Annotated in this window: 21 protein-coding genes; 11 read left to right on the top strand and 10 right to left on the bottom strand. The window is 73.7% G+C overall.

Going from position 1 to position 23,559, the window contains the following annotated elements:
• The first annotated feature begins 30 nt into the window (after positions 1-30).
• Positions 31-930 carry a formyltetrahydrofolate deformylase gene (purU, locus tag ACFQLX_RS13440; RefSeq protein WP_386414715.1) on the top strand — a complete coding sequence of 300 codons (900 nt, stop codon included), beginning with the start codon at positions 31-33 and terminating at the stop codon, positions 928-930.
• 18 nt (positions 931-948) lie between these two features.
• Here the strand turns inward: purU and ACFQLX_RS13435 are convergent, their stop codons facing one another.
• Together ACFQLX_RS13435 and ACFQLX_RS13430 are read right to left on the bottom strand one after the other, a co-directional pair.
• Positions 949-2,133: a zf-HC2 domain-containing protein gene (locus tag ACFQLX_RS13435; RefSeq protein ID WP_386414714.1), complete on the bottom strand. Its 1,185-nt coding sequence runs from the start codon at positions 2,131-2,133 to the stop codon at positions 949-951.
• Positions 2,130-2,726, bottom strand: a complete 597-nt coding sequence (locus ACFQLX_RS13430; protein ID WP_386414751.1) for a sigma-70 family RNA polymerase sigma factor — start codon at positions 2,724-2,726, stop codon at positions 2,130-2,132. The genes ACFQLX_RS13435 and ACFQLX_RS13430 overlap by 4 nt, the downstream gene beginning before the upstream one ends.
• A gap of 154 nt (positions 2,727-2,880) precedes the next feature.
• Between ACFQLX_RS13430 and ACFQLX_RS13425 the strand changes: the two genes are divergently transcribed.
• From ACFQLX_RS13425 to ACFQLX_RS13410, 4 genes are all read left to right on the top strand, one after another.
• Positions 2,881-3,264, top strand: a complete 384-nt coding sequence (locus tag ACFQLX_RS13425; RefSeq protein WP_386414712.1) for an STAS domain-containing protein — start codon at positions 2,881-2,883, stop codon at positions 3,262-3,264.
• A gap of 364 nt (positions 3,265-3,628) precedes the next feature.
• Positions 3,629-4,144, top strand: coding sequence for an ATP-binding protein (locus tag ACFQLX_RS13420; RefSeq protein ID WP_386414711.1), 516 nt, complete (start codon positions 3,629-3,631; stop codon positions 4,142-4,144).
• Between the two features lie 163 nt (positions 4,145-4,307).
• Entirely contained in the window at positions 4,308-4,958 is a 651-nt protein-coding gene (locus tag ACFQLX_RS13415; RefSeq protein ID WP_386414710.1) for a SnoaL-like polyketide cyclase, read from the top strand.
• Between the two features lie 55 nt (positions 4,959-5,013).
• Positions 5,014-6,270: an MFS transporter gene (locus ACFQLX_RS13410; RefSeq protein ID WP_386414709.1), complete on the top strand. Its 1,257-nt coding sequence runs from the start codon at positions 5,014-5,016 to the stop codon at positions 6,268-6,270.
• Between the two features lie 212 nt (positions 6,271-6,482).
• On the opposite strand, the gene ACFQLX_RS13405 is transcribed toward ACFQLX_RS13410, so the two are convergent.
• Positions 6,483-7,544 (bottom strand): GlxA family transcriptional regulator, encoded by a 1,062-nt coding sequence (locus ACFQLX_RS13405; protein WP_386414707.1) that lies wholly within the window; start codon positions 7,542-7,544, stop codon positions 6,483-6,485.
• Positions 7,545-7,602: 58 nt separating this feature from the next.
• Positions 7,603-9,078: a flavin monoamine oxidase family protein gene (locus ACFQLX_RS13400; protein WP_386414706.1), complete on the bottom strand. Its 1,476-nt coding sequence runs from the start codon at positions 9,076-9,078 to the stop codon at positions 7,603-7,605.
• Positions 9,079-9,280: 202 nt separating this feature from the next.
• On the opposite strand from ACFQLX_RS13400, the gene ACFQLX_RS13395 reads away from it, so the two are divergent.
• On the top strand, positions 9,281-10,678 hold the full coding sequence (locus ACFQLX_RS13395; RefSeq protein WP_386414705.1) for an MFS transporter: 1,398 nt from the start codon (positions 9,281-9,283) through the stop codon (positions 10,676-10,678).
• Here the strand turns inward: ACFQLX_RS13395 and ACFQLX_RS13390 are convergent.
• From ACFQLX_RS13390 to ACFQLX_RS13380, 3 genes are all read right to left on the bottom strand, one after another.
• Positions 10,647-11,756 (bottom strand): NAD(P)-dependent alcohol dehydrogenase, encoded by a 1,110-nt coding sequence (locus tag ACFQLX_RS13390; protein WP_386414704.1) that lies wholly within the window; start codon positions 11,754-11,756, stop codon positions 10,647-10,649. The two genes, ACFQLX_RS13395 and ACFQLX_RS13390, sit on opposite strands and share 32 nt — an antisense overlap.
• Before the next feature lie 5 nt (positions 11,757-11,761).
• Positions 11,762-12,955: a flavin-containing monooxygenase gene (locus ACFQLX_RS13385; RefSeq protein WP_386414702.1), complete on the bottom strand. Its 1,194-nt coding sequence runs from the start codon at positions 12,953-12,955 to the stop codon at positions 11,762-11,764.
• A 76-nt stretch (positions 12,956-13,031) separates the two neighbouring features.
• Entirely contained in the window at positions 13,032-13,706 is a 675-nt protein-coding gene (locus tag ACFQLX_RS13380) for a TetR family transcriptional regulator (protein WP_386414701.1), read from the bottom strand.
• Positions 13,707-13,924: 218 nt separating this feature from the next.
• Here ACFQLX_RS13380 and ACFQLX_RS13375 point away from each other — a divergent pair, with 218 nt between their 5' ends.
• The 5 genes from ACFQLX_RS13375 (at position 13,925) to ACFQLX_RS13355 (ending at position 21,772) form a co-directional block, all read left to right on the top strand.
• A complete protein-coding gene (locus ACFQLX_RS13375; RefSeq protein WP_386414699.1) occupies positions 13,925-14,728 on the top strand; it encodes a VOC family protein in 804 nt (267 codons plus the stop codon).
• 266 nt (positions 14,729-14,994) lie between these two features.
• Positions 14,995-17,304, top strand: coding sequence for a serine/threonine-protein kinase (locus tag ACFQLX_RS13370; RefSeq protein WP_386414698.1), 2,310 nt, complete (start codon positions 14,995-14,997; stop codon positions 17,302-17,304).
• A gap of 377 nt (positions 17,305-17,681) precedes the next feature.
• Entirely contained in the window at positions 17,682-19,085 is a 1,404-nt protein-coding gene (locus ACFQLX_RS13365) for a hypothetical protein (protein ID WP_386414697.1), read from the top strand.
• A gap of 138 nt (positions 19,086-19,223) precedes the next feature.
• Positions 19,224-20,459 (top strand): AAA family ATPase, encoded by a 1,236-nt coding sequence (locus ACFQLX_RS13360; protein ID WP_386414695.1) that lies wholly within the window; start codon positions 19,224-19,226, stop codon positions 20,457-20,459.
• Between the two features lie 116 nt (positions 20,460-20,575).
• The gene (locus ACFQLX_RS13355) at positions 20,576-21,772 is read left to right on the top strand and encodes a vWA domain-containing protein (protein WP_386414750.1); all 1,197 of its coding nucleotides are present in this window, start codon (positions 20,576-20,578) and stop codon (positions 21,770-21,772) included.
• A gap of 69 nt (positions 21,773-21,841) precedes the next feature.
• Here ACFQLX_RS13355 and ACFQLX_RS13350 read toward each other — a convergent pair whose 3' ends face one another.
• The 3 genes from ACFQLX_RS13350 to ACFQLX_RS13340 form a co-directional block, all read right to left on the bottom strand.
• The gene (locus tag ACFQLX_RS13350; RefSeq protein ID WP_386414694.1) at positions 21,842-22,609 is read right to left on the bottom strand and encodes a hypothetical protein; all 768 of its coding nucleotides are present in this window, start codon (positions 22,607-22,609) and stop codon (positions 21,842-21,844) included.
• A 180-nt stretch (positions 22,610-22,789) separates the two neighbouring features.
• A complete protein-coding gene (locus ACFQLX_RS13345; protein WP_386414693.1) occupies positions 22,790-22,963 on the bottom strand; it encodes a hypothetical protein in 174 nt (57 codons plus the stop codon).
• A 222-nt stretch (positions 22,964-23,185) separates the two neighbouring features.
• A complete protein-coding gene (locus ACFQLX_RS13340; RefSeq protein ID WP_386414691.1) occupies positions 23,186-23,347 on the bottom strand; it encodes a hypothetical protein in 162 nt (53 codons plus the stop codon).
• Between the last annotated feature and the right edge of the window lie 212 nt (positions 23,348-23,559).

Genomic DNA, 23,559 nt, shown 5'->3' with positions numbered 1-23,559 from the left:
CTGCGCACCGGGTGTGCGAAGGTGGTGCGCATGAGCGCTGACCAGGCAGCCGGGCCCCTCGCGGAGCAGCCCGCAGAGCAGCAGGTGGAGTACGTCCTGACCCTGTCCTGCCCGGACCGGAAGGGCATCGTGCACGCGGTGTCCAGCTACCTCTTCATGACCGACTGCAACATCGTCGACAGCCAGCAGTACGGCGACCGCGCCGCCGGCCTGTTCTTCATGCGCGTCCACTTCTCCGCCGGCTCCCAGGTCACCCTGGAGCGGCTGCGCGCCAGCTTCGCCGCCGTCGCCGACTCCTGGCAGATGGAGTGGGAGATCGGCGGGGCGCGCGCCCGGATGCGGATCCTGCTGATGGTCAGCCGCTTCGGACACTGCCTCAACGACCTGCTCTTCCGCGCGCGCACCGGCGCCCTGCCGGTGGAGATCGCCGCGGTGGTCTCCAACCACACGGACTTCCGCGAGCTGGCCGACTCGTACGGCATCCCCTTCCACCACATCCCGGTGAGCGCCTCCAGCCGGGAGCGCGCCGAGGCGGAGCTGCTGAAGGTGGTGCGCGCCGAGGACGTGGAACTGGTCGTGCTGGCCCGCTACATGCAGGTCCTGGGCGACGACCTGTGCAAGCAGCTCTCCGGGCGGATCATCAACATCCACCACTCCTTCCTGCCGAGCTTCAAGGGCGCCAAGCCCTACCACCAGGCGCACGCGCGCGGGGTGAAGCTCATCGGCGCCACCGCGCACTACGTGACGGCCGACCTCGACGAGGGCCCGATCATCGAGCAGGAGGTCGAGCGCGTCGGCCACGACGTCACCCCCGAGCAGCTGGTGGCGCTCGGCCGCGACGTGGAGTGCCGGGCGCTGGCGCGCGCGGTGAAGTGGCACAGCGAGCGGCGGATCCTCCTCAACGGGGCGCGCACGGTCGTCTTCACCTGACCCGCCGGCGCGGACCGGTCACAGCCGGCTCAGCGACGCCGCCGCGTAGAGCACCTCGGTCACCGCGCGGGCGTCGCTGTCGCTGCCCGCCGCCGCCTCCTCGGGCGCCAGGTGCCCGGCCGCTATCCGGCAGAACTCCACGCCCTCCAGCGCCAGATGGGCCACCTCGCCCTTCGCGGAGGCGCTCGCGCCGGGCGAGTCCAGCGCGACGAACCACTGCCCGCCGCCCGGGCCCTCGACCTCCAGCCGCAGGCTGCGCCCCTCCTCCCCGGCCGCCAGCAGCCCGGCCGGGGGGTCCGCCAGCCCCCGGCGCCGCCGCTCGGCCAGCGCCGGGGGCAGCAGCCGCGCCGCCAGGTCGATCATCCGGTGCAGGTGGTGCGGCTCGGGGGCGGTGTACGGGTAGTCGATCGCCTCCGCGATGTCCCAGGCGTGCATCCACGTCTCGAAGGCCCGGTCCGTGAAGGCCTCGCGCATCGGGAGGCTGAGCCCGGGCCCGTACGGCACCGGGTGGTCGGCGACCTGCTTGGCGGCGAAGGAGGCGTGGCGGACCAGCTCGTAGGTCTGCTCGCGCCACACGCCGCGCATCGTCCCGGCGTGGCTGCGCCGCAGCTCGGGGGAGAGCCGGCGCTGCAGGGCCGGGTCGGAGCCGGCCTCGCGCCAGATCGCCTCGGTACGGGCGTCGGGCGAGGTGATCGGCGGCTGCGGCGCCCGGCCCGGGGGCGCGCCGCCGCGCCGCAGCGGGTCGGGCAGGCCCAGGGCGAGCGCGGGCAGCCCGTCGACGGCCAGCAGATGGCCGATGACCCCGGCCACGGAGGTCTCGCGGCGGGCGGTGGCCGTACCGTCGAACCAGGTCAGGGCGACGGGCGCGGCCCACTCCGCCTCGCCCATATCGGCCAGCAGCGCGTCCAGTCGGGCCGTCTCCGCGTCGTAGGCGGTGGCCCAGCCGGGGACGGGCAGCAGCGGGCGGCGCCGCGCGCGGGCGAAGTCCAGCACCCGCACCCGCAGCCCCGGATCCAGGTCCAGGCCGTCCTGGGGGTGCAGCATCGTCACGGCCCTGCGCAGCCGCACCGCCTCCTCCGCGCACTCGCCGCAGTCCGTCAGATGGGCCTCGACCGCCGCCGACTCCTCCGGGGAGCAGGCCGCCAGCGCCCACGCCCCCAGCAGGGACTTCAGCAGCGGATGGTCGTAGGGCCCCATGCTCATGCGTCCACGCGCCCCTGGCCGTCGTGGCGCCCGCCGCCCGCCGGTGTGTCGGCGCTCGACACCAGCTGCAGGCCCAGCCGCAGCCGGCGCCGGGCCTCGGCCTCGGTGATGCCGAACTCGGCGGCCACCTGGCGGTAGTCGCGGCGCTGGAAGTAGGCCAGCTCCAGCGAGGCGCGCAGGGTGGCCGGCATGGACTGCACGATGAAGTCGGCGCGGGCGTGCGCGCCGAGCAGCCGGATCCGCCGCTCGGCCTCGCGCTCCTCGGCGGCGGTGGGCGTGCGGCCGTGCTCCTTGTGCTCGTTGAGCTCGTCCCAGCGCAGCCGGCGCACCGCCCGCTTCTGGGCCAGGCCCGCGAACCAGGAGCGCAGCTGCCCGCGCGCGGGGTCGTAGGCGTCGGGGTGCTGCCAGAGGTAGGCGAAGACGTCGGCGGTGATCTCCTGGGCGGCCTCGTCGTCGCCCAGTACGCGGTGGACCAGCCCGTAGACCATCGAGGCGTGGCGGTCGTACAGCTCGCCGAGGGCGGCGGCCTCGCCGCGCGTCAGGCGCTGCTGCATCTTGCGGTCCCAGCGCCGGGCGTCGTGCGGCTGCGCCATCGCGGTCGTCGGGTACGTCAAGTCGGCCCCCCTTCTGCGTACCGGTCCCCATCCCGTACTGCGGTCCCCTCGAATGTAGTGCAGGGGAGGCGTTTCGTGTCGGGTCGGTGGGGCAGGCGGTGGGATACGACAACGGGGACACGGCGGCCGGAAGTTGACATTGAGGACCTGGAGCATCGAGCGGGGCGACTGGCACGTGCTGCGCATGTGCGGGGACATGGACCTGCTCAGCTCACCGGAGCTGCGCCGCCGGCTGCACGAGGCGGTCGCCGAGGGGCGCCGCGACGTGGTCATCGACCTCAGCGACGTGGTCATCTGCGACTCCACCGGGGTGGGCGTGCTGATCGCCGCCCGCCGGCTGCTGCGCTCCTGCGGCGGCCGGCTGCGCCTGGTGCTCCCCGGGGGTTGCGTCGCGGGGGTCGCCGGGCCCTCGCACGTCGAGCGGGTGCTCTCCGCGCTGGGGGTGCGCCGCCTCTTCGACGTGTACGGCGACCTCGACTCGGCGCTGGACGACGCGGGCGAGCCGCTCTCCGCGTGACGGCCCGGCTGCACGGCGCCGTGTTCCGTAGCGCTGCGTAGTCGATCAAACGTGCCGGTCCTGTCGCGACAGGCTGTCAGCAGACCGCTCCGGTACGCTCCGTGAGGTGCGAGTCGTCCGTGGATGCCACGACCGCGCGGAGGCCCCGGGGGTCTCCGCGGGGGCGGTGGTGTGCGGAGGCAGGGCCGTTTCGGGACGGTGCGGCGGGGGGTGTTCGACGCCGGAGTCCGAGCGTCGCACAGTATCCCCCACCCGTACTCCTTCGCGCTGGAATATGCCCGAAGCGCTTGTGGCAGTGACGCTACGTCAATCATGCTGTACAGCAATGAAGTCACAGAGTGTGACGATCCGGGTGGTGTGAGCGGTGCAGCAGCTCCAGGTTCAGCTCGTGGTCCGGCCCGACCCCGTGGAAGTGGGGAGGGCCCGGAGGTGGGCGCGTGCGCGCCTGGCGTGGGTGGGTGTCGAGGCCGACGACCCGAGCGCCGAGACCCTCATCCTGCTCATCTCCGAGCTGGTCACCAACGCGGTGGTGCACACCGGCCGCCCGGCCGAGCTGCACATGGCGCTGCCCCCGCCGGGCGGTGCGGCGGGCATCCTGCGGGTCGAGGTGGTGGACGGCAGCGTCCGCGCCCCGCAGCTGCGCCAGGCCGCCTCGGACGCGACGCACGGCCGGGGTCTGGAGCTGGTCGGCGCGCTGGCGGACCGCTGGGGCTGGGAGGTGGAGAGCGGCGGCAAGCGGATCTGGTGCGAGGTCGACCGCACGCCGGTCCGGCGGGAGGTGCCGGGCCCCGCCGCCGCGCTGCCGGCCGCCGCCGCTGCCGCCGCGGCCGTACGGGCCGGCTTCTGCGAGCACGCCCGCGCGGTGCCGCAGGGCGGCTGACGGCTGCAGCCGGCGATATGGGAGGAAGCGGACGTTTTCCTCCAACTTTGCTTGCAGGCTGAGCGGTTGTATTCGCTTTGCTGCCCAGCCGATCACTTGTGATCGTAATCCGACTACGACACGATCACTTTCCACGATCCCCCGTACCCGTGGAAGGTGACCCATGAACGAAACCCCCCTGTGGCTCCAGGGCCGCGACGCCGTGGTGGCCGCCGCCGACCCCTCCGTCTGGCGCGACAAGGCCCCCGGCTACGACAAGTCCCACGAGGTCATGCCGCAGCAGCGCACCCACCACTTCGACACCGGCTCCCTGGAGGCCATCGTCGAGAGCCTCGTGCAGGTCTTCGAGATGGAGGTCTCGCACAAGAAGGACCCCGCCACCTGGGTGTCGATGGTCACGGAGCGCTTCCGTACCAACGTCAACGGCGGCGGCTGGGCGAGCGCGCAGGACATAGCCGACATCGGCAGCTACAACATCCTCATCGGCGACAGCGCCTTCTACCGCAAGGACGAGAGCTTCGAGTCCTCGCACGACGTCTTCCACCAGGCGTTCCCCCAGGGCTTCTTCTGGGAGGTCCTCGAAGTCATCTCCCCGCCGCCCGTGGTCACCTTCAAGTGGCGGCACTGGGGCGCCTTCGAGGGCGAGTACAACGGCTTCGCGCCCAACGGCGAGACGATCGAGATGTTCGGCGTCAGCATCGCCAAGGTCAGCGAGGACCTGCGGCTGCTGGAGGTCGAGCACTACTACGACCCCAACTCCTTCCTCGGCTCGATGACGGGCGGCTGCCCGGTCGCGCACGGCGAGGGGAAGTGACGGGCGGCGGTAACCGGTTGCGCCGGTCCGGGGAATTGGGCTAGACCTCTCATCCGTGACCGTATCTCGTACCGACCAGCAGATATCCGAGCCGTCCGCCGGGGAGGACCCCTCCGGCGGACGGCTCTGGAGCCGGGACTTCCGGCTCTTCTTCACCGCCCGCACCGTCGCCCGCTTCGGCGACGGCATGGTGCCCGTCGCCCTCGCGGCGGGACTGGTCGTCGCCGGCTACGGGGCCACCTCCGTCTCCCTCGCGCTCGGCCTGTGGACCGCCTGCTTCGCCGGCTTCGTACTCTTCGGCGGCGTCCTGGCAGACCGCTTCTCGCCGCGCCGGGTGATGATCGCCGCCGACCTGCTCAGGGCGGGCGCCGCCGTCGCGCTCGCCGCCGACTTCGCGGGCGGGACGCCCCACCTGGGGCTGGTGTACGTCCTCAGCGCGGTGGGCGGCGTGGGCGCGGCCCTCTTCCAGCCCGGGGTCGCCAGCACGATCCCCGCCGTCGCCTCCGACGTGCAGGGCGCCAACGCCGTCATCCGGGTCTCCGAGGCGCTGATGACGATGGCCGGCCCGGCCGCCGCCGGCCTCCTGGTCGGCTTCGGCGGCGCGGGCACGCTCTTCTCCGTCAACGCCGCGACCTTCGTCCTGAGCGCCGGCGCGCTGTTCCTGATGCGCATGGCACGCCCGGAGCGGACCCACGTGCAGTCCCCCCTGGCCGATCTGGTCGAGGGCTGGCGGGAGTTCCGCTCCCGCACCTGGCTGTGGGGCGTGATCGCGGTGTGGACGTTCTTCGGGCTGCTGGCGGGCGGGCCGTCGATGCCGATGGCCACGGTGGTGGTCACCGAGGCGCACGGCGCCACGGTCTTCGGGGTGCTGATGGGCCTGCACGGTGTGGGGGAGGTGCTGGGCGGACTCGTCGCGATGCGGATACGACCCGCGCGCCCGCTCTTCGCGGGATCGCTGGCCCTCTCCGGCTTCGCCCTCCAACTGCTGGCGCTGGGCCTGGACGCACCCCTGTGGGTACAGGGCGCGGGCTATGTGGCGGGCGGTGCCGGCTTCGCCTTCTGGCTGGTGCAGTGGTTCACCACGGTCCAGACGCAGATCCCGCACGAGGCCCTCACCCGCGTCCACGCCTACGACGTCGCCGGCTCCCTCACCATGTCCTCGGTGGGCCAGATGCTGGCGGGTCCGGTGGCCGGACTGGTCGGCGCCCGCCACGTCCTCCTGGCCGGCTCGGGGGTGACGGTCGCGGTGATCGGGGCGCTGCTGGCGATCCGGCCCGTTCGGCGGCTGCGGGCGGTCGGGAGCATGTCGTAGCTCGGCGGCGGGGGGCTTCGTGCTTGGGGGCGGGGCCTCTCCGCGACAACTCCGAAAAGCCATAGGGATGTACTGGCCATCGGTCGATTTGCTGCTCTGCTGGTACCTGCGTTGCGGTCCGTCTTTTCGGAGTCGTCGCTCCGGGCCCCTTCCTTGGGCGGCCGGCTTCCTGTTGCGCTCGGGGGCGGGTGTGCTCCGGTTGCGTGTGCTGGTTACGGGGTGCTTGCCTTCGTCGGGCCGTCGAGCGTGGTGCGGAACGTGCGGCGGTACGAGGTGGGGGAGACGCCCAGGGCTGACTGCAGGTGTTGGCGGAGGGAGACTGCCGTGCCGAAGCCTGCCTTCTCCGCTACCTGGTCCACCGAGTGGTCGGTGTCCTCCAGCAACTGGCGGGCCAGTTCTATGCGTTGACGGTTGAGCCACTGCAGGGGGCTCAGGCCCGTCTCCTCGCGGAAGCGGCGGGTGAAGGTTCTTACCGACATCGACTCCTGTTCTGCCAGGTCCCGTAGTGCGAGTGGCTCGTGGAGGTGGGCCAGCGCCCAGGCGCGGGCCTTTGTCGTGGTGGCGAGTTGGGGTTCGGGGACGGGGCGGCGGATGAACTGGGCCTGGCCGCCGTCGCGGTGCGGGGGGACGACGGTGCGGCGGGCCACCTCGTTGGCCACCGCCGTGCCGTGGTCGCGGCGCACCAGGTGCAGGCACAGGTCGGTGCCGGAGGCGACGCCGGCGGAGGTGAGGATGTCGCCCTCGTCCACGTACAGCACGTCCGCGTCCAGCTCGACCCGCGGGAAGAGGCGCGCGAAGCGCTCGGCGGCGATCCAGTGCGTCGTCGCCCGGCGGCCGTCCAGCAGCCCGGCGGCGGCCAGGACGAAGGCGCCGGTGCAGATGGAGGCGATCCGCGTCCCCGGGCGGATGCGGGCCAGCGCCTCGGCGGTGCGCGGGTCGAGGGTGCCGTCGAGCTCTGGCTGCTCCTGGGCGTGCGAGGCGGGGACGACCACCGTGTCGGCGGTGGCGAGGGCCTCGGGGCCGTGTTCCACCACGATGGGGAAGTCGGCGTCCGTGCGGACCTCGCCGGGGGTGTGGGAGCAGGTGACGACCTCGTAGAGGGGGTCGCCGGCGGGGGTGCGGGCCATGCCGAACAGTCGGTGGACGATGCCCAGTTCGATGGGGAGGAGCCCGTCGCGGACGAAGACGGCGACCCGGTGGCGGGTGGGTACGGCGGTGGGGGCGTCGAGGGCGGTGGGTGCGGCAGGGGTGGGGTGGCGGGTGGGGGAGGCCATGGCCCGATTCTTTCACGGGTGCGCAAGTGGGCCATGGCCTCCGTTGGGTGCTACGGCGTCACAGCGCCGCCAGTACCTCCCTCGCCGCGCGCTCGCCCGAGCGCACCGCGCCGTCCATGTAGCCGTTCCAGTAGTCGGAGGTCTCCGTGCCGGCCCAGTGCAGTGGGCCGACGGGGGTGCGCAGGGCCGGTCCGTACTGGGTGAGGACGCCGGGGGGCGCGTAGCCGACCGGGCCGCCGCGTGAGAAGCGCTCGTTGTCCCAGCGCTGGAGGAGGAAGGCGGTCGGCTGGGCGGCCTGGGCGCCGAAGTAGCGCACGTAGTCGGCCAGTACGGCCGCCCGGACCTCGGACTCCGCCGCCCCGTCGAGCCTGCGGACCTCGTCGGCCTCCAGGAAGCCCATCAGGGCGCCGCAGGAGCCGTCGGGGGGCGAGTTGTCGAAGGTGGAGCGCACCGCGCCGGTGTCGCTGACCACCTGCCCGTTCAGCCCCGAGGAGCGCCAGAAGGGGGTGGGGTAGACGGCGATGGCCTTCGCCACCGCGCCCATCGGCATCCGCTGGGTGAGCTGGTCGCGGGCGGCCGGCAGCAGCGGGTCGTAGTCCACGCGCGCGGCCAGCGCCGGGGGCAGCGCGACGATGACGCGGCGGCCGGTGGCGGTGAGGCCGGCGGCGGTGACGGTGGCCGTGCCGCCGCCGTACGAGATCCGGTCGACCGGGGCGTTCAGCACCACCCGCTCGCCCAGGGCGGCGGCCAGCCGCTGCGGGATGAGGCCGGAGCCGCCGGTGAAGCGGGTGGCCTGGGCGCCGGAGCCGGTGTCGGTGAGGCGCTCGAAGGTGCCGGGGGTGGACTCGTTTCCGGCGGAGGCTATGTAGAACAGCACGTAGAGCAGGGAGAGTTCGCGCGGCTCGGCGGAGAAGATCGAGGTGGTGGCCACGTCGAAGAGGAAGCGCGCGGAGGGCACCGGCGCGTTCAGGCACAGCCAGCTGTCGAAGGTGGTGCGGTCCCACTCCTGGGCCTTGGCGGCCGTCCAGGGGGCGTTGACGGGGACCTGCTTGGCCAGGTTGTCCAGCGTCGCCTGCACGGTGGCGGCGTTGGCCAGCCCCGCCAGGTCGACGGGCGGCACGGCCCCCAGCAGGCCGTCGGTGGCGTAGGGGGTGCGCTTGCCGTCCTTGTACAGGAGGTTCTTCCCCGCGTTGTACGTGGGGAAGGTCGCCACGCCCAGCTCGGCGGCCAGGGCGCGGATGCGGTCCTGGGTGGGGCCGATGAACTCGCCGCCGCCCTCGGTCCAACCCCCGTCTGGAAGCGGGAGGTTGAGCACCCGGCCGCCCACGCGGTCGCGGGCCTCCAGGACCAGGGCGCTGCGGCCGGCGGCGACGACGGCGCGGGCGGCGGTGAGGCCGGCCAGGCCGCCGCCGACGATGATCACGTCGGCGGAGCGGGTGGCCGCGGCGGCGGGGGTGGCGGTGGTGAGGGCCGCGGCGGCGGCGGTGGCCGCGGCGGCGCCGAGCAGGCGGCGGCGCGGGAGGGGTACGGACACGGGGTCTCCTTGGTCGGGGTGACGGGAGTGCTGTGTGCGCAGGGCAGGGATCTTCGGGCGAGAGTAGAACACCTGTCAGCTTTTCGGAGGTCGTTCCCGAAGGCGGGGGTCTTCGGGTGCCCGTAGCGACTGGCCCGAATCTTTCGAGCCGTGGCCTCCCGGCCGCTCGCCGGGGGGCGGCGCTGTGGGGGATGCTCTGGGCATGTCACAGACCGCGCCGCCCCAGGACCCCGCCGGACCGCCGTCCGCCCCCGTAGCCGCCGCGGCCCCCGCGTCCGTACGGCGGAGGCGGCTGCCGCACCGGGCGTGGCTCGTCGCCGCCGTCGCCTTCCTCACGATCATCGGGGCCGCGGCTTTCAACTCCCTGCCCGGGCTGCTGATCGACCCCCTGCACGCAGCTCCCGCCGACGGCGGTTTCGGCTGGTCGCGCGGCACCATCGGCCTCGCCGCCGGGCTGACCGTGGCGCTCTCGGGGCTGGCCGGGCCGTTCGCCGCCGCCCTGCACGACCGCTTCGGGATCCGGCGGGTGTGTGCCGTGGCGCTGACGGCGATCGCCTCCGGCTCGCTGCTCAGTGTGTGGATGACCGCCTCCTGGCAACTCGTCCTCTACTGGGGTGTGCTGGTGGGGCTCGGCACCGGTTCGATGGCGCTGGCCTTCGCGGCGACGGTGACCAACCGGTGGTTCGTGGCGCGGCGCGGTCTGGTCACCGGGGTGCTCACCGCCGCCGGGGCCTCGGGGCAGCTGGTCTTCCTGCCGCTGTGCTCCTGGATCGTGGAGAACCACGGCTGGCGACCGGCCGTCGTGACCACGGGACTGGCGGCGCTGGTCGCCGTGCCCTTCGTCTGGCTGCTGATGCGCGACCACCCGGCGGACGTGGGGCTGGCCCCGTACGGCTCGGAGGTGTTCGTCGAGAAGCCCGCCCCCCAACCCGGCGCCTCACGGCGGGCGTTGCGGGTGCTGCGGGACGCCTCGCGCACGGGGCCGTTCTGGCTGCTGGCCGGGACCTTCGCCATCTGCGGCGCCTCGACCAACGGACTGATCCGCACCCACTTCGTGCCCTCCGCCCACGACCACGGGATGCCGATCACCGCCGCCGCCTCGCTGCTGGCCGTCATCGGGATCTTCGACATCATCGGCACCATCGCCTCCGGCTGGCTCACCGACCGCTACGACTCCCGCCGCCTGCTCGCCGTCTACTACGGGCTGCGCGGGCTGTCGCTGATGTTCCTGCCGATGCTGCTGGGCGCCTCCGGCGGCGAGGTCCAGCCGCCGATGGTCTTCTTCATCGTCTTCTACGGCCTCGACTGGGTCGCCACCGTCCCGCCCACCCTGGCCCTGTGCCGCGAGCACTACGGCGAGGACAGCGCGATCGTCTTCGGCTGGGTGCTCGCCTCCCACCAGCTGGGCGCCGCCCTGGTCGCCTGGCTCGGCGGCCTCACCCGCGACCTCACCGGCACCTACGACGCGGTCTGGCTCACCTCGGGCGCGCTGTGCGCACTCGCGGCGACGATGGCGCTGGTGATCCGCAGCGGGCGCCGGGGCGCAGACGGGGAACTTCAGACAGGTCCTAGTCCGTCCCGTACGTCGAGCCGTCGATGACGAAGCGGTAGCGCACGTCCCCGGCCACGACGCGCTCGTACGCCTCGTTGATGCGCGTGGCCGGGATGACCTCGATGCGCGGGCGCAGGCCGTGCTGCGCGCAGAAGTCCAGCAGCTCCTGGGTCTGCCCGATCCCGCCGGCCAGTGAACCGGCCATCGACTTGCGGAGGTTGATCAGGGAGAACACGTTCATCGGCTGCTCCAGCGGCGGGGAACCCACCGTCACCAGCGTGCCGTCCGTGCGCAGCAGCGCCAGGCAGGCGTCCAGCGGCACCGTCACCGGGACCGTGTGGAGGATCAGGTCGAAGCTGCCCGCCAGCGCCTCGAAGACCGCCGGGTCGGCGGTGGTGTGGAAGTGGTCGGCGCCCAGCCGCAGGGCGTCCTCCTCCTTGGCCGGCGTGTGCGACAGGACGGTGGTCCGCGCCCCCAGTGCGTGCGCGAGCTGCACGGCCATGTGCCCGACCCCGCCCAGCCCGACGACGGCGAAGCGCGTGCCGGGACCCGCCTGCCAGTGCCGCAGCACCGAGTACGGGGTGACGCCCGCGCACAGCAGCGGCGCCGCCTCCCGCAGGTCGACGGCGTCGGGGACGCGCAGGACGTAGCGCTCGTCCACCACCAGGTGCGTGGCGTAGCCGCCGTAGGTGGGGCGGCCCTCGTAGTCGGTGTCGTTGTACGTCCCCACCGGGGTGTCCAGGCAGTACTGCTGCAGCCCGGCGCGGCAGTTCGCGCACGTACGGCAGGAGTCCACGAAGCAGCCCACCCCCACCCGGTCGCCCACCCGGTGCAGGCTTGCCTCCGGCCCGGCGGCGGTCACCGTCCCGGCGATCTCGTGGCCGGGGACCATCGGATAGAGGGCGCCGCCCCACTCGTCGCGGGACTGGTGGATGTCGGAGTGGCAGATGCCGCAGTACGCGACCTCGATGAGCACGTCGCGCCCGCCCAGCGGCCGGTGCTCGATCACGGTGCGCTCCAGCGGGGCGCCGGCGAAGGGGGCGGCGTAGGCGGTGACCTTGACGGGGGCTTCGGCGGGGGCGTCGGTGGGGGCTTCGGCGGGGGGCGGGTCCGCAGGGGTGTGCATGCCCCTCAGCTTGCGGTATCCCCCCGCCGCCCGGCGGACAGCGCCGCCGCGATCCGCCGCGCGTCGCGGGAGATCTCGCGGAGCATGCCGCTGATCGGGTTGGTGTAGCCGATGAAGTGCAGCCCGGGCGCCTGCGGCAGGGTGGCGGCGCCGTGGGTGCGCGGGGCGCCGCGCTCGTCCAGGACGTCCAAATGGCCGACCAGCGGCTCCAGTCCGCGTCCGTAGCCGGTGGCCGCGATCACCGCGTCGGGGGTGATCTCCGTGCCGTCGGCCAGTCGTACGGACGCGCCCGCGAAGGACTCCACCGCCGGGACCGGGAGCACCAGGCGCTCGCGCACCGCTTTGGCGAACCCCGTGTCCTGCACCGGGATCGACCCCTGGGCCGCCCGGCTGAACAGGCCGCTCGCCGGCCGGGGGATGCCGTACGCGCCCAGGTCCGGGCTGCTCAGGCGGGTGACGCGGGCCGCGAGGCGGTCGGCCAGGCGCACCGGCACCCGGCGCAGGAGGATGCCGCTGCGCTGCGCGGGCCAGCCCAGCGTCGTACGGGGCAGGATGTGCGGGGCGCTGCGCACCGCGATGCGCACCCGCGCCGCGCCGCCGCGCGCCAGGTCGACGGCGAGGTCGGCGCCGGTGTTGCCCACGCCGACCACCAGCACGTCGCGGCCGGCGAAGGGCTCGGCGCCGCGGTAGTCGCGGGCGTGCAGCAACTCGCCGGTGTAGCCGCCGCGGCCGGGCCAGTCGGGCAGGCGCGGGGTGTGGTTGCGGCCGGTGGCGACCACCACGGTCGGGGAGCGCAGGACGCGCCCGCCGGTGGCGTGCAGCGTCCAGTCCCCGGCCGCCTCGCGCTCGATACGGTCCACCTCGACGCCGCAGACCAGTTCGAGGTCGTGGTGCTCGGCGTAGGAGACGAGGTAGCGGGCGACGTCGTCGCGGGCCACCCAGCGCCCGTACGCGCGGGGGATCGGCAGCCCGGGCAGGCCGGACAGGGCGCGGGTGGTGTGCAGCCGCAGGCTGTCGTAGTGCTCCGGCCAGCGGGCGCCGGGGGTGGCGCCCTTCTCCAGCAGCACGGCGCGCACGCCCTTGGTACGCAGGGCGGCCGCGGTGGCCAGTCCGGCGGGGCCGGCGCCTATGACGTACACGGGGGTGGTCGGGCTATGGGGTGTCCCCTGCTCGAAGAGCTTGGCATGGGGTATCGGCATGGGGCTGAGCGTAGAACACCCGTCAAGAGGGGATCACTTGACCGTTGCCCCACCGGGCGGCGGCCTTCGCGCGGCGCTACTTGGCGCCCTTGCGCCCCGTCATCCCGAGCTGGACGAGCGTCGCCAGCGTCGGCTTCAGCTCCGCCTGCTTCACGCCCCAGCCCTGGAAGCCGCGCAGCTGGGCCGCGGTCGCCGCGAGCATGGTGACCAGCGAGCCGGCCACGGCGGTGGGGGAGGCGGACTCGTCCGCCGTGCCCTTGGGGCTCTTGTCGCCCTTGGCACCCTTGGCCCGCACCTCCTCGACGCCGGCCGACAGGGCCCGTACGAGCGGGGTGAGGATCTTCGCGCGGAGTTTGGTGAAGCGCTTGTCGCCCTCGGCGGCGCTGAGGTCCACCACGCGCAGGATGGCCTCGTTGCGGCGCCAGAAGGCGAGGAAGGAGTCGACCAGCTCCGCCGCGCTCCGCGCCCCGGCCTTGCCCGTCCAGCTCTGCCCGCCCGCCCACCGGCCCAGCGCGGCGCCCTCGGCGACCGCGTCGCCGGCCAGCTCCAGCACGGCGGTCTCGACGTCGGGGAAGTACTGGTAGAACGTCGCCGGCGAGGTACCCGCCTTTCGCGCGACGTCGATCACCTTCACGTCGCGGTACGGGGCGGAGGCGAGCAGTTCGCCCAGGCTCTCCAGCAGCCTGCTGCGGGTCGCCTGGCCTCGATGCCCCGCGATCCGGCCGTCGACCGTGCGGACCTGTGCTGTCATACCGTCAGCTTACTGACGGGTGATCGCACCGCGATCGGGCTGGGTCGAACGGGTGGCACGGCAGGTGGGAAGGGGTTTCGGCGGGCGGGGGCGGCGGGAGACTGCCGGGAGCGGATAAATCAGTCATACGTTCGCAGAATCGTTTCATGGGTGCGCTCCATGATCGACCGCTACCTTGACCTCAGGGCGACGGTCGCCCGCCCAAGGGAGTCGTCTTGATGGCCTCGGCAGCAGCCCCGTACCCGGAAGGGGCCCCCTGCTGGGCCGATGTCGCGCTCGGCGACCCGGCGGCGGGCAAGCGCTTCTACGGCGAGCTGCTGGGCTGGACCTTCGGTCAGCCCGCCGAGTCCTACGGCGGCTACACGGAGGCGTACCTCGACGGCGCGAAGGTCGCCGCCCTGGCCGCGAAGCCCGACGGGCGGATGCCCACCGCGTGGAACATCTACTTCGCCACCCCCGACCTCGGCGCCGCCGCCCAGCGCGTCACCGCCGCCGGCGGGCAGCTCATCGCCGGCCCGGCGCGCGTCGGCGGCCTCGGGCGGGCGCTGACGGCGGCCGACCCCGGCGGCTCGGTCTTCGGCGTCCGCCAGCCCGGCGGCTCCGACGCCGACGCGGGCTTCGAGCGCACCGGCGAGCCGGGCTCGTACTGCTGGGTGGAGAACCACACCCGCGAGCCGCGGGCGGTCGACGCCTTCTACGAGGCCGTCTTCGGCTACGCCCCCAGCGAGTCGCCGCAGGCCCCCGGCCACCGGCTGCTCTCCCCGCGCGGCAGCGAGCCCGGCGCACACACCGCCGTCGCCGGGCGCGAGGTGCTCGGCGGGCTCTTCCCGGCCGAGATGCCGCCGCACTACCTGCTGTACTTCCGGGTCTTCGACGCCGACGAGACCGCCGCCGTCGCGCGCCGGCTGGGCGGGCGCGTGCAACTGGAGCCGCGGGAGGGCCCGTACGGCCGCTGGGCGATCCTCACCGACAACCAGGGCGCCCGGTTCGCCGTCCTCTCCCACCCGCGCGGCGTCAACTGAGCGCCGCTGTGCGCCCGTATGTCCGCGCGGACGCCCGCCCGCAGGGGACGAACAGGCCCGGTGTGAGCGAACCGTGACACGGTGAACCGCCCCCGGGTTCGCCACCGCGGCGTCCGGCGGGGAGAATCGGGACGTCCGGCGGGAGTGCACGACGGCCGGACGGCGGGGCGTACCGCGGACCGACGGTGCGGCGCCGCTTCTGGGAAGCTGCACGGGGTTGGTGCGGGCGGGGGTCCGGTGGGCCCCGACGGGGAGGTGGCAGGGAAGTGGTCGAGCAGCTGACGCAGCACGATCCGAGGCGGATCGGCCCGTTCGAGGTCCTCGCGCGGCTCGGGGCCGGGGGGATGGGGCTGGTCTATCTCGCGCGCTCGCCGTCCGGCCGCCGCGTGGCGATCAAGACGGTCCGCACCGAGCTGGCGGAGGACCAGCTCTTCCGCGTGCGCTTCACGCGCGAGGTCGAGGCGGCGCGTTCCGTCAGCGGCTTCTACACCGCCGCCGTGGTCGACGCCGACCCGCGCGCGGCCGTGCCCTGGCTGGCGACGGCGTACGTCCCCGCGCCCTCCCTGGAGGAGATCGTCAACCAGTGCGGCCCGCTGCCCCCGCAGGCCGTGCGCTGGCTGGCCGCCGGCATCGCGGAGGCGCTGCAGTCCATCCACGGTGCCGGGCTGGTCCACCGCGACCTCAAGCCCTCCAACGTGCTCGTCGTCGAGGACGGCCCGCGCGTGATCGACTTCGGTATCGCCTCCGGCGTCTCCAACACCCGCCTGACCATGACCAACGTGGCCGTCGGCACCCCCGCGTACATGTCGCCCGAGCAGGCGCGCGACTCGCGCAGCGTCACCGGCTCCAGCGACGTCTTCTCCCTCGGCTCCACCCTGGTCTTCGCCGGTACGGGCCACGCGCCCTTCCACGGCAGCAACCCGGTCGAGACGGTCTTCATGCTGCTGCGCGAGGGGCCCAACCTGGCCGGTCTGCCGGGCGAGTTGCACTCGCTGATCGAGGCGTGCATGGGGATGGCTCCCGAACGGCGGCCCAGTCCGGTCGAGTTGACGGAGATGCTGGCACCCCACCTCTTCAGCTCCGGCAGCGACGACGACACCGGGACCGCCTCCGCGTGGCTGCCCGGATCGGCCGTCGCGATGATCGAGGAGCGGCGCGGGGGGCGGTCCAACGGGGTGCGGCCGTCGCCGCCTCCGCCCCCTCCGCCCCCACCGCCGTCCGAGCCTCCGCGTGGGCCCGTCGCCGTGGAGGAGCCCGGCGGCGCGGTGCGCCTCGCCGGCGCCGTCGCCGTGATCGGTCCCGGGCCCCGGGTGAAGGACGCCACCGCCGCGCGGTTGCGTACGACCCCGCAGCCGCATCCGGTTTCCGGCTGGGTGCGGCCTCCCGGCGGGGTCGCCGCGTCCGTCCCCGAGACGCGGCCCGCGCCCGTGGTCGCCGAGGCCAAGCCGTCGGGGGACTGGCGGCCGTGGCGCTTCCGGATGTCCAACGACGTGTGGGGCACCCCTGTGGTGGTGGGCGACCTGCTCTACGTCACCTCCTTCGAGGTGCACGCCCTTGAAGTGGGCACCGGGCGACGGCAGTTCAAGACGCGTGAGGTCGCCTGGACGATGGCCGTGGCCGACGGCCGTATCCACGCCTCCGACGGGCCGAGCCTGTACGCCCTGGACGCCTCCGACGGCGCCGAGCGCTGGCGGCGCGCCGTGGACGGCTGGGTGTACGCGCTGCGGGCCGACGGCGGCGTCGTCGTCACCGGCACGCGTGGCGGCGGCGTCCAGGCGCGTGATGCGCTCAGCGGCGACACCCTGTGGGAACTGGCCGGCGCGCAGGCGGAGTTCGAGACCTCCGAGGCCGGGCCCGTGCTGTACGCCGGCACCGTCTACCTGTGGGCGGACGGCCGGCTGCGTGCCCTGGACGCGCGTACCGGCGCCGAGCGCTGGTCGTACCCGGTCGGTGACGCGGCGGCCTGCGGCGGGGTGCCGGTGCGGCTGCTCGCGGCGCCCGACGGGGCGGTGTACGTCTGCGCGGGCAAGCGGGTGCTGGCGCTGGATGCCGCGTACGGGCGGCTGCGGTGGACCTTCGAGACGCCCGCGGTGCTGCTGTGTCCGCCCGCCTTCGCGCCGGGGGCGGCTGTGGGGGGTGGCGGGGTCTACCTCGCCGACTACCTCGGCACTGTGTACGCCCTGGACGCCTCCGACGGGCGGGAGCGGTGGCGGATCGCCACCGAGGCGCGTAACTCCATCGAGCCTGTGCTGGTTGCCGGTGGGGCGGTGCATGTTGCCTCCGGGCCCGCGCTCTACACGCTTGACGCGGTTGCGGGGACTCCCAAGTGGCGCTTTGCCACCCGGGGGGAGTTGGTCGGTTCGCCTGTCGCGGCTGATGGGCGGGTTCACTTCGGGTCTGCTGATCACTGGCTTTACGCGGTGGATGCTGTCGGGGGGCAGTTGCGGTGGAAGCTGGAGACGGGGGGTGAGATCACCGGGTCGCCTGTTGCTGCGGCGGGGGTGGTTTATGCCTGTAGCAAGGATCGGTGTGTCTACGCGTTGGATGCGGCGGAGGGGACTGGGCGGGGGCGGTGAGGCTTCGCCTTTTCGGGGGCGGGGGCGGGAGCGGGCTTCTTCGCGTCGCTGGGGCGGGGCCTCTCCGCGACAACTCCGAAAAGCCATAGGGATTGACTTGCCATCGGTCGATTTGCTGCTCTGTCGGGGGCCTGCGTTGCGGTGCGTCTTTTCGGAGTCGTCGCTCCGGGCCCCTCACACGGGCGGGTGGGTTCCTGTTGCGCTCGGGGTGCGTTCTCGATCCGGGCCCCTTACTTGGGCGGCCGGGTGTGGGTGCGCTCTGGGAGTGCTCTTGCCTCGGGTTTTCGCTGGTGCTGGTGGGGTGGCGTGGTTACGATGGTGGCGATGAACTTCTTCCGGTGTGGATTGGGGGAATCGTTCGCTCAGGGTGAGTGCTGATGGCAGCTCACTTTGCGGATGCGATTCCTGACCGTTTGCTGATGTGGCAGCGCGTGCGTGAGTACGCCGTGCCACCGTCCATGATTGAGATCGCTGCCGCGCGTCGTGCGGGTGGTGACTGGGCGGGGGCCTGTGCTGCCGCCCGTGTTGATGTCGATCTTGATCTGTGTGGTGTGCGTGATCGATACGGCACCGAGATGTCTCGATGTCTTCGGGCTGATCTGCGTTCTCTGGCGCCTGATCTGCTCCGGTGGCATCTGCCTCGGGTCGCCCCCGATGGGCGGTTGCGGCCCGGGCTGACCATCCCCCTTGTTGATTACGGCAGTTGGGGGCCCGTGCTGGTGGTACGGACTCCGCCGGCCCGGGCGGATGCCGGGCAGCGGATCTCCCTGGCCCTGTGGGAGGGGGTGCGGGGGGATGCCTCCGGCCGTCACTCCCATCCCCACCCTCATCCCGATCGGCGCTTTCGGCTTGATCTGCACCGGCATCTCTGGGATGCCGGGCGCAGTGGGGAGCTGGCGCGGCGGTGTGGTGCGGGGTGGGGTACTGACTCTCCCTGGGCTGTGGGGCGTTGGGCCGCTGAGGCCGAGTTGCTGCTCCGTTCCGAGGGGCGTTCGCGTGGTGCCTTCGTGGTGCGGATGGGTGCGCGGGGGCGTGGTGTGTTTGAGCTGGTCGCTCCCGATGACAGTCATGTTCCGGTGCTCCGGCCGCTGCGGGGGACGCTTTCGGCGGGGGAGGTCCGTGCGCTGCCCGTACTGCCGGAGATGGCTGCCCGGACTCTGCCGGATCTTGAGCTGCTGCGGGCCGGGCTAGTCGCGGTTGAGCGGCTGCATCCGCTGGTCGCGGCGGCGTTGGGGGCGTGGGGTGGGGTTGCTGATTCGGACGTGGGGCCGGTGGTCGTGGCTGATTCCGGCTCCGGTGATCCGCACCGGGTGGAGTGCCGGGGTGAGAGTCACCGTATTGCCCTGCGGGATGGCGTACTGACGGCTGTCGATCATGATGCTGACCAGCTGCGTCGTGAGGAGCTGCTGGTGGCGCTCGGGGGGCCGCCGTTGCCGTGCCTGCGGGCGATCGACGCGGTGCACCGTGATCCGCAGGCGCTTCCCGCCGTTCGTGAGCGGCTCGGGCACGGTGATATCGCCGGTGCGCTGGCCGTGGTCGAGGGGTTGCTCGGCCCCGGCGCTGTCCTGCGTGAGGGGCCGCTGCGGGCTGAGTTGGAGTCGGCCGCCGCGCGTCGGATCGAGCATGGTCTCTTCCGTTCCGGGCTCGTCGACGTTCATCCCGGTGCGGTGGCGGGTGCCTCCGGTACGGGCCGTCGCCGGCGGCTTGACCGTCGTACGCCGCGCGAGCTGCGGCGCAGGTGGGCCGCCCGGTCGCGGCCCCGTACCGCTCTGGCCGACTGACCGCCCCGGCCGACTGACCGCTCTGGCCGACTGGCCGCTCCGGCTGGTCAACCGGTCATTCGCATATCCGCGCATCCGCATGTCTTCCCGACCTCCGGGGCGGCTCGACCGTCCCCTGTCCTCTCCCAGGTGATGACCATGACTTCCACTGCCCTCCTGCCCGCTGCCTCCACTGCCCAACTCGCCCTTGCCGGCAGCCTCCTTGACCGCCTGCGTGCCACCACCACGGAAGCGCGTCCCGACGAGCAGTTGGAGGCGCTCACCCTTGCCGTCGCCGCCGATCTGCCCGTGCTCCTGTGGGGCGAGCCCGGTATCGGCAAGACCGCCGCGCTGACCCAGCTCGCCGCCTCCCTCGAACTGCCGCTGACCACCGTGATCGCCAGCGTCCACGAGCCGTCGGACTTCTCCGGGCTGCCTGTCGTGGGGGATGATCCTGCTGTCCAGGGGGTGCCGATGGCTCCGCCGCAGTGGGCGGTGGAGCTGGTGCGGGCCGGGCGGGGGCTGCTCTTCCTGGACGAGCTCTCCACCGCTACTCCGGCTGTCCAGGCCGCCCTGCTCCGGGTCGTCCTGGAGCGGCGGGTGGGAACGCTTCAACTCCCGCCGGGCGTACGGATCGTGGCTGCCGCCAATCCGCGTGCCTCGGCGGCCGACGGCTGGGAGTTGAGTCCGCCGCTGGCCAACCGCTTCGTCCACCTGTACTGGGTGCACGATCCGGAGGTGGTGGTACGCGGCCTGGGCGGCGTCTGGCCCCGTGCCGAGCTGCCGCGTCTGGACCCCGACCGGATGGCGGAGGCGGTCGACCTCGCCCGCCGTGCGGTCTGCGGCTTCCTGCGGGCCCGCCCCACCCTCATCCACCGGCTGCCCAGTACCGAGACCCGGCGCGGCGGCGCCTGGCCCTCGCCCCGCAGTTGGGAGGCGGCGCTGACCCTGCTGGCCTTCGGTACGGCGGCCGACGTCTCGCGCGAGGTGCTGGCGCTGCTGGTACGGGGCGCGGTCGGCGACGGCCCCGGGCTCGAACTCCTCGCCCACCTCGACCGGATGGACCTCCCCGACCCCGAGTCGCTGCTCGCCGTACCGCCCACCGCCGAGCTGCCGGTCCGGGGCGACCTGCGCCAGGCCGCGCTGGAGTCGGTGGTGGCCGCTGTCGGGGCGCGGCCCGAGCGGGCCAGGTGGGAGGCCGCCTGGGGGGTGCTGGTACGGGCGATGGAGAGTGGCGCCCCGGATCTGCTGGTCGCCCCCGCGACGGCGCTGGCCGCGCTGCGGCGCGACGACTGGGAGGTGCCGGCGGCGATGGAGCGGTTGGCGGCGGTGGTCGGCCTCACCCGGCGGGCGGACCGCTCGGTGGCCGGAGTCGCGGCGGCGGTGCGCCGGTGACGGGGGCCGTGCGGCGTCCGCTGCCGCGTCCGATGGCGCCGCCCGCGCCACCGCGTCCGGTACGCGCCGTACCGGCCGGGGCGCCGGGGGCCGCCGGGCCCGAACTGCCGCTGGACATGGAGAAGCTGCTGGCCGCCCGGCTGCACGCGGTCAAGGTCCGCCCGTACCTCGCCGCCGCGCTCTTCGCGCTGCACGTGGTGGCGGACCGGTCGGTGCCGACGATGGCGGTGGACGTCCACTGGCGCTGCTACGTCTCACCCGCCTTCGTGGCCCGTACCCCCGTGGCGGAACTGGCGGGTGTCTGGGTGCACGAGGTCTCCCACCTGCTGCGCGACCACCACGGGCGCGGCGAGCGCTATGCGCGCGAGCACGAGGAGTACGGGCCCGGCGAGCGGCTGCGGCGCAACATCGCCGCCGACTTCGAGATCAACGACGACATCTACGGCGACGGCCTTCCCCGGCCGGCCGGCGCGGTGCTGCCGTCGCTGCTGCGGCTGCCGACCGGGCTGCTGATGGAGGAGTACCTGCGCACCGCGTCGATGTCCGGGCTCGCCGCCGACCTGGCGTGGCTGGACTGCGGCAGCGGCGCCGACGGGCAGCGGCGGCCCTGGGAGCTGGGGGCCGACGGGGCGCACGGGCTGAGCCGCCAGCAGCGCGACGCGGTCCGCTTCCGGGTCGCCGAGGGCATCAGGGGACAGCCGGGGGACGCGCCGGAGGGCTGGCGGCGCTGGGCGGACGAGGCGTTCCATCCGCCGCAGCCCTGGCGGCAGTTGCTGGGCGCGGCGGTCCGCTCGGCGGCGGGCGCGCCGGGCGTGGGGGAGGACCACAGCTACCGGCGCCCGTCCCGGCGCTCGGCCAGTGTGCCCGGGGTGATCCTGCCGAGCCTGCGCCGCCGACCGCCCCGGGTCTGCGTCGTGATCGACACCTCGGGCTCGGTGAGCGACGCCGAACTGGGCGGCGCGCTGCTGGAGGTGGCGGCCATCGCCCGGGCGGTGGGCGGCCGGCGCGACCTGGTCTCGGTGGTCTCCTGCGACGCGGCGGCCGGGATCGCGGTCCCGCTCTGCCGCGCGGAGAGCATGGAGCTGATCGGCGGCGGCGGTACGGACCTGCGCTCCGGCTTCGCCGCCGCTCTGCGCAGCCGCCCGGACGTGGTCGTCGCCCTCACCGACGGCCAGACCCCCTGGCCCTCCGCGCCGCCGCCCTGCCGCACGGTGGTCGGCCTCTTCCCCCGCCCCGCGCGCGTACGCGAACACGATCCGGACTACGTGCCGCAGGGGCCGCCGGCGTGGGCGCGGGTGGTGACGATCGGGTGAGGGGACGGGAGATCCGGCCGGCTGCCGCTCGCGGGAGCGGCAGCCGACCGGATCATCGGGTGGCCTCGGTTACGCGGCGTTGCGGTGGTCGCCGCTGTCCTCCTGGCCGCCTGTGTCCGTACCCGTGTCCGTACTCGTGTCCGCGTCCGCCTGCGGCTGGTCCGCGGTGTGGCGCTTGCGGAAGTGCAGGAGCTTGCCGCTGTCGGCGGTGGGCTGCTGCGCGGTGTCGTGCTCGGGCGGGGGGTGGACGGGGTCCTGGACGTACGGGCCCTCCTCCGGGTGCTCGTCCGGGGCGCCGTGGTGGGCGTCCCCGGCGTGCTGCCGCTCCTCCCAGTGCTGCTCGCCCACCGGCACCGGGGCCGGGGCGCCGCGGGCGTGCTTGCCGGTGCTCTGGGCGCCGGCCGCGCGGCGGCTGCCCATCAGGACCGTGCCCGCCAGGATCGCGAGGGCGCCGAAGAGGGCGCCCAGGACGCCCATGCCCAGGCCGCTGCCGCTGGTGGTGATCCTGATCCCGTCGGAGACCTGGCCCACGCGCACCATCCACGTCACGACGGTGGCCAGCACGAGCAGCCCGGAGAGCGCGGTGAGGATCCGCGAGCGCATCAGCACCCCCAGCAGGGCGAGCACGGCGACCACCAGCATGGGGACGAAGAGCGACTCCATCAGCACGGCGCGGGTGTCGCTGATGCCGCCGAAGAGGTCGTCGACGCTGTAGTACCGCCCGTGCCGGCCGTTGTACCAGGACCGGAAGGGGCTGTAGAGGGCGATCGCGGCGCCCAGCAGCACCACGAGTCCTCCGGCGCCGTAGCGCATCGTCGACGCGGCGTTCCGTGGCATCTCCACTCGCCTCCGCTCAGCTCGGGGCAGGGCGCACAAGCACCCACTCCGCCTCCGACGCTACGCCGGACGGGGGAGCCCCGCATCCGCGCCCGCCCCGACGCCGTACGGACGAGGGGGCGGTGGCGCACCGCAGGCCCGGACCGGCGGTGCGCCGGTCCGGGCCTGCGGCGGGGTGGTTCAGGGAGCCGGGGTGACCGGCATGTGGAGGTTGGCCAGGACGACGCTGCCGTCCTTCGGCGAGACCGGCATGTGTCCCTCGCCGGCGAGGGCGGCGGTGGCGGAGCCGGCGCCCAGCAGGGCGGCGGCGAGGACGGCGGTGGCGGCGAGGAGGGTCTTCTTAGCGGGAGTCATGGACATCCTTCGGGTTGGGCCTTCGGGGCGGGCGGCGACGCCGGACGATACGACGGATGCGTCAGCCAACTGGGATGCAGCGAACGGAAGTTACCGGCACGCGGTGCCAAGCCCCCTCGGCGCCTCCTCGCAGAGGTGCCCGGAACGCCGGACGGGCCGGCCGCGACGACCCCCCTCCCGGCGTCGCGGCCGGCCCGTCCGTCCGGCGGTGGTGCGGGCGCCTTACGGCGTGTGGAGGTTCGTCGGTTGGATCGGCGTCCCGTCAGTGCTCTCCGCCTTCCCCTTCTTCTCCGTGTCAGTGCCCGCGACCGTCGTGTCGTCGGCGGGCGGAGCCGGGGTGTGGAGGTTGTCGTTCTTCTCGGTGACCGTCGGGTCGTTCGCCATGGCTGTTCTCCAAGGTGTCGATCTGCTGAGGTGGGCGGCTGGCCGACGACTCCCCCGCGGGTCGTCGGACAGCCGCCCCATCAGGCCGCGCATTCGTGTGGTCCCCCGTACGGCCTGGCGTGCGACCCCCGTGCCCCCCGACATCGGGAGCCGCAAGAACAAGAATGGCGCAAGGCGATAAACGTTCGATGAACGCGCACGTTCATGGGTGA

This window comes from Streptomyces polyrhachis, from assembly GCF_042663125.1.
Lineage (GTDB): Bacteria > Actinomycetota > Actinomycetes > Streptomycetales > Streptomycetaceae > Streptomyces > Streptomyces polyrhachii.
Note: the sequence above shows the minus strand (reverse complement) of the source record. Positions and strands in the feature narration are given on the sequence as shown.

Excerpts from the sequence above, each read along its gene's own strand:
- purU (WP_386414715.1), top strand. The coding sequence starts at position 31 with ATGAGCGCTGACCAGGCAGCCGGGCCCCTCGCGGAGCAGCCCGCAGAG.
- ACFQLX_RS13435 (WP_386414714.1), bottom strand. The coding sequence starts at position 2,133 with ATGAGCATGGGGCCCTACGACCATCCGCTGCTGAAGTCCCTGCTGGGG.
- ACFQLX_RS13430 (WP_386414751.1), bottom strand. The coding sequence starts at position 2,726 with ATGGCGCAGCCGCACGACGCCCGGCGCTGGGACCGCAAGATGCAGCAG.
- ACFQLX_RS13415 (WP_386414710.1), top strand. The coding sequence starts at position 4,308 with ATGAACGAAACCCCCCTGTGGCTCCAGGGCCGCGACGCCGTGGTGGCC.
- ACFQLX_RS13405 (WP_386414707.1), bottom strand. The coding sequence starts at position 7,544 with ATGGCCTCCCCCACCCGCCACCCCACCCCTGCCGCACCCACCGCCCTC.
- ACFQLX_RS13395 (WP_386414705.1), top strand. The coding sequence starts at position 9,281 with ATGTCACAGACCGCGCCGCCCCAGGACCCCGCCGGACCGCCGTCCGCC.
- ACFQLX_RS13390 (WP_386414704.1), bottom strand. The coding sequence starts at position 11,756 with ATGCACACCCCTGCGGACCCGCCCCCCGCCGAAGCCCCCACCGACGCC.
- ACFQLX_RS13385 (WP_386414702.1), bottom strand. The coding sequence starts at position 12,955 with ATGCCGATACCCCATGCCAAGCTCTTCGAGCAGGGGACACCCCATAGC.
- ACFQLX_RS13380 (WP_386414701.1), bottom strand. The coding sequence starts at position 13,706 with ATGACAGCACAGGTCCGCACGGTCGACGGCCGGATCGCGGGGCATCGA.
- ACFQLX_RS13375 (WP_386414699.1), top strand. The coding sequence starts at position 13,925 with ATGGCCTCGGCAGCAGCCCCGTACCCGGAAGGGGCCCCCTGCTGGGCC.
- ACFQLX_RS13365 (WP_386414697.1), top strand. The coding sequence starts at position 17,682 with ATGGCAGCTCACTTTGCGGATGCGATTCCTGACCGTTTGCTGATGTGG.
- ACFQLX_RS13360 (WP_386414695.1), top strand. The coding sequence starts at position 19,224 with ATGACTTCCACTGCCCTCCTGCCCGCTGCCTCCACTGCCCAACTCGCC.
- ACFQLX_RS13355 (WP_386414750.1), top strand. The coding sequence starts at position 20,576 with ATGGAGAAGCTGCTGGCCGCCCGGCTGCACGCGGTCAAGGTCCGCCCG.
- ACFQLX_RS13350 (WP_386414694.1), bottom strand. The coding sequence starts at position 22,609 with ATGCCACGGAACGCCGCGTCGACGATGCGCTACGGCGCCGGAGGACTC.
- ACFQLX_RS13345 (WP_386414693.1), bottom strand. The coding sequence starts at position 22,963 with ATGACTCCCGCTAAGAAGACCCTCCTCGCCGCCACCGCCGTCCTCGCC.
- ACFQLX_RS13340 (WP_386414691.1), bottom strand. The coding sequence starts at position 23,347 with ATGGCGAACGACCCGACGGTCACCGAGAAGAACGACAACCTCCACACC.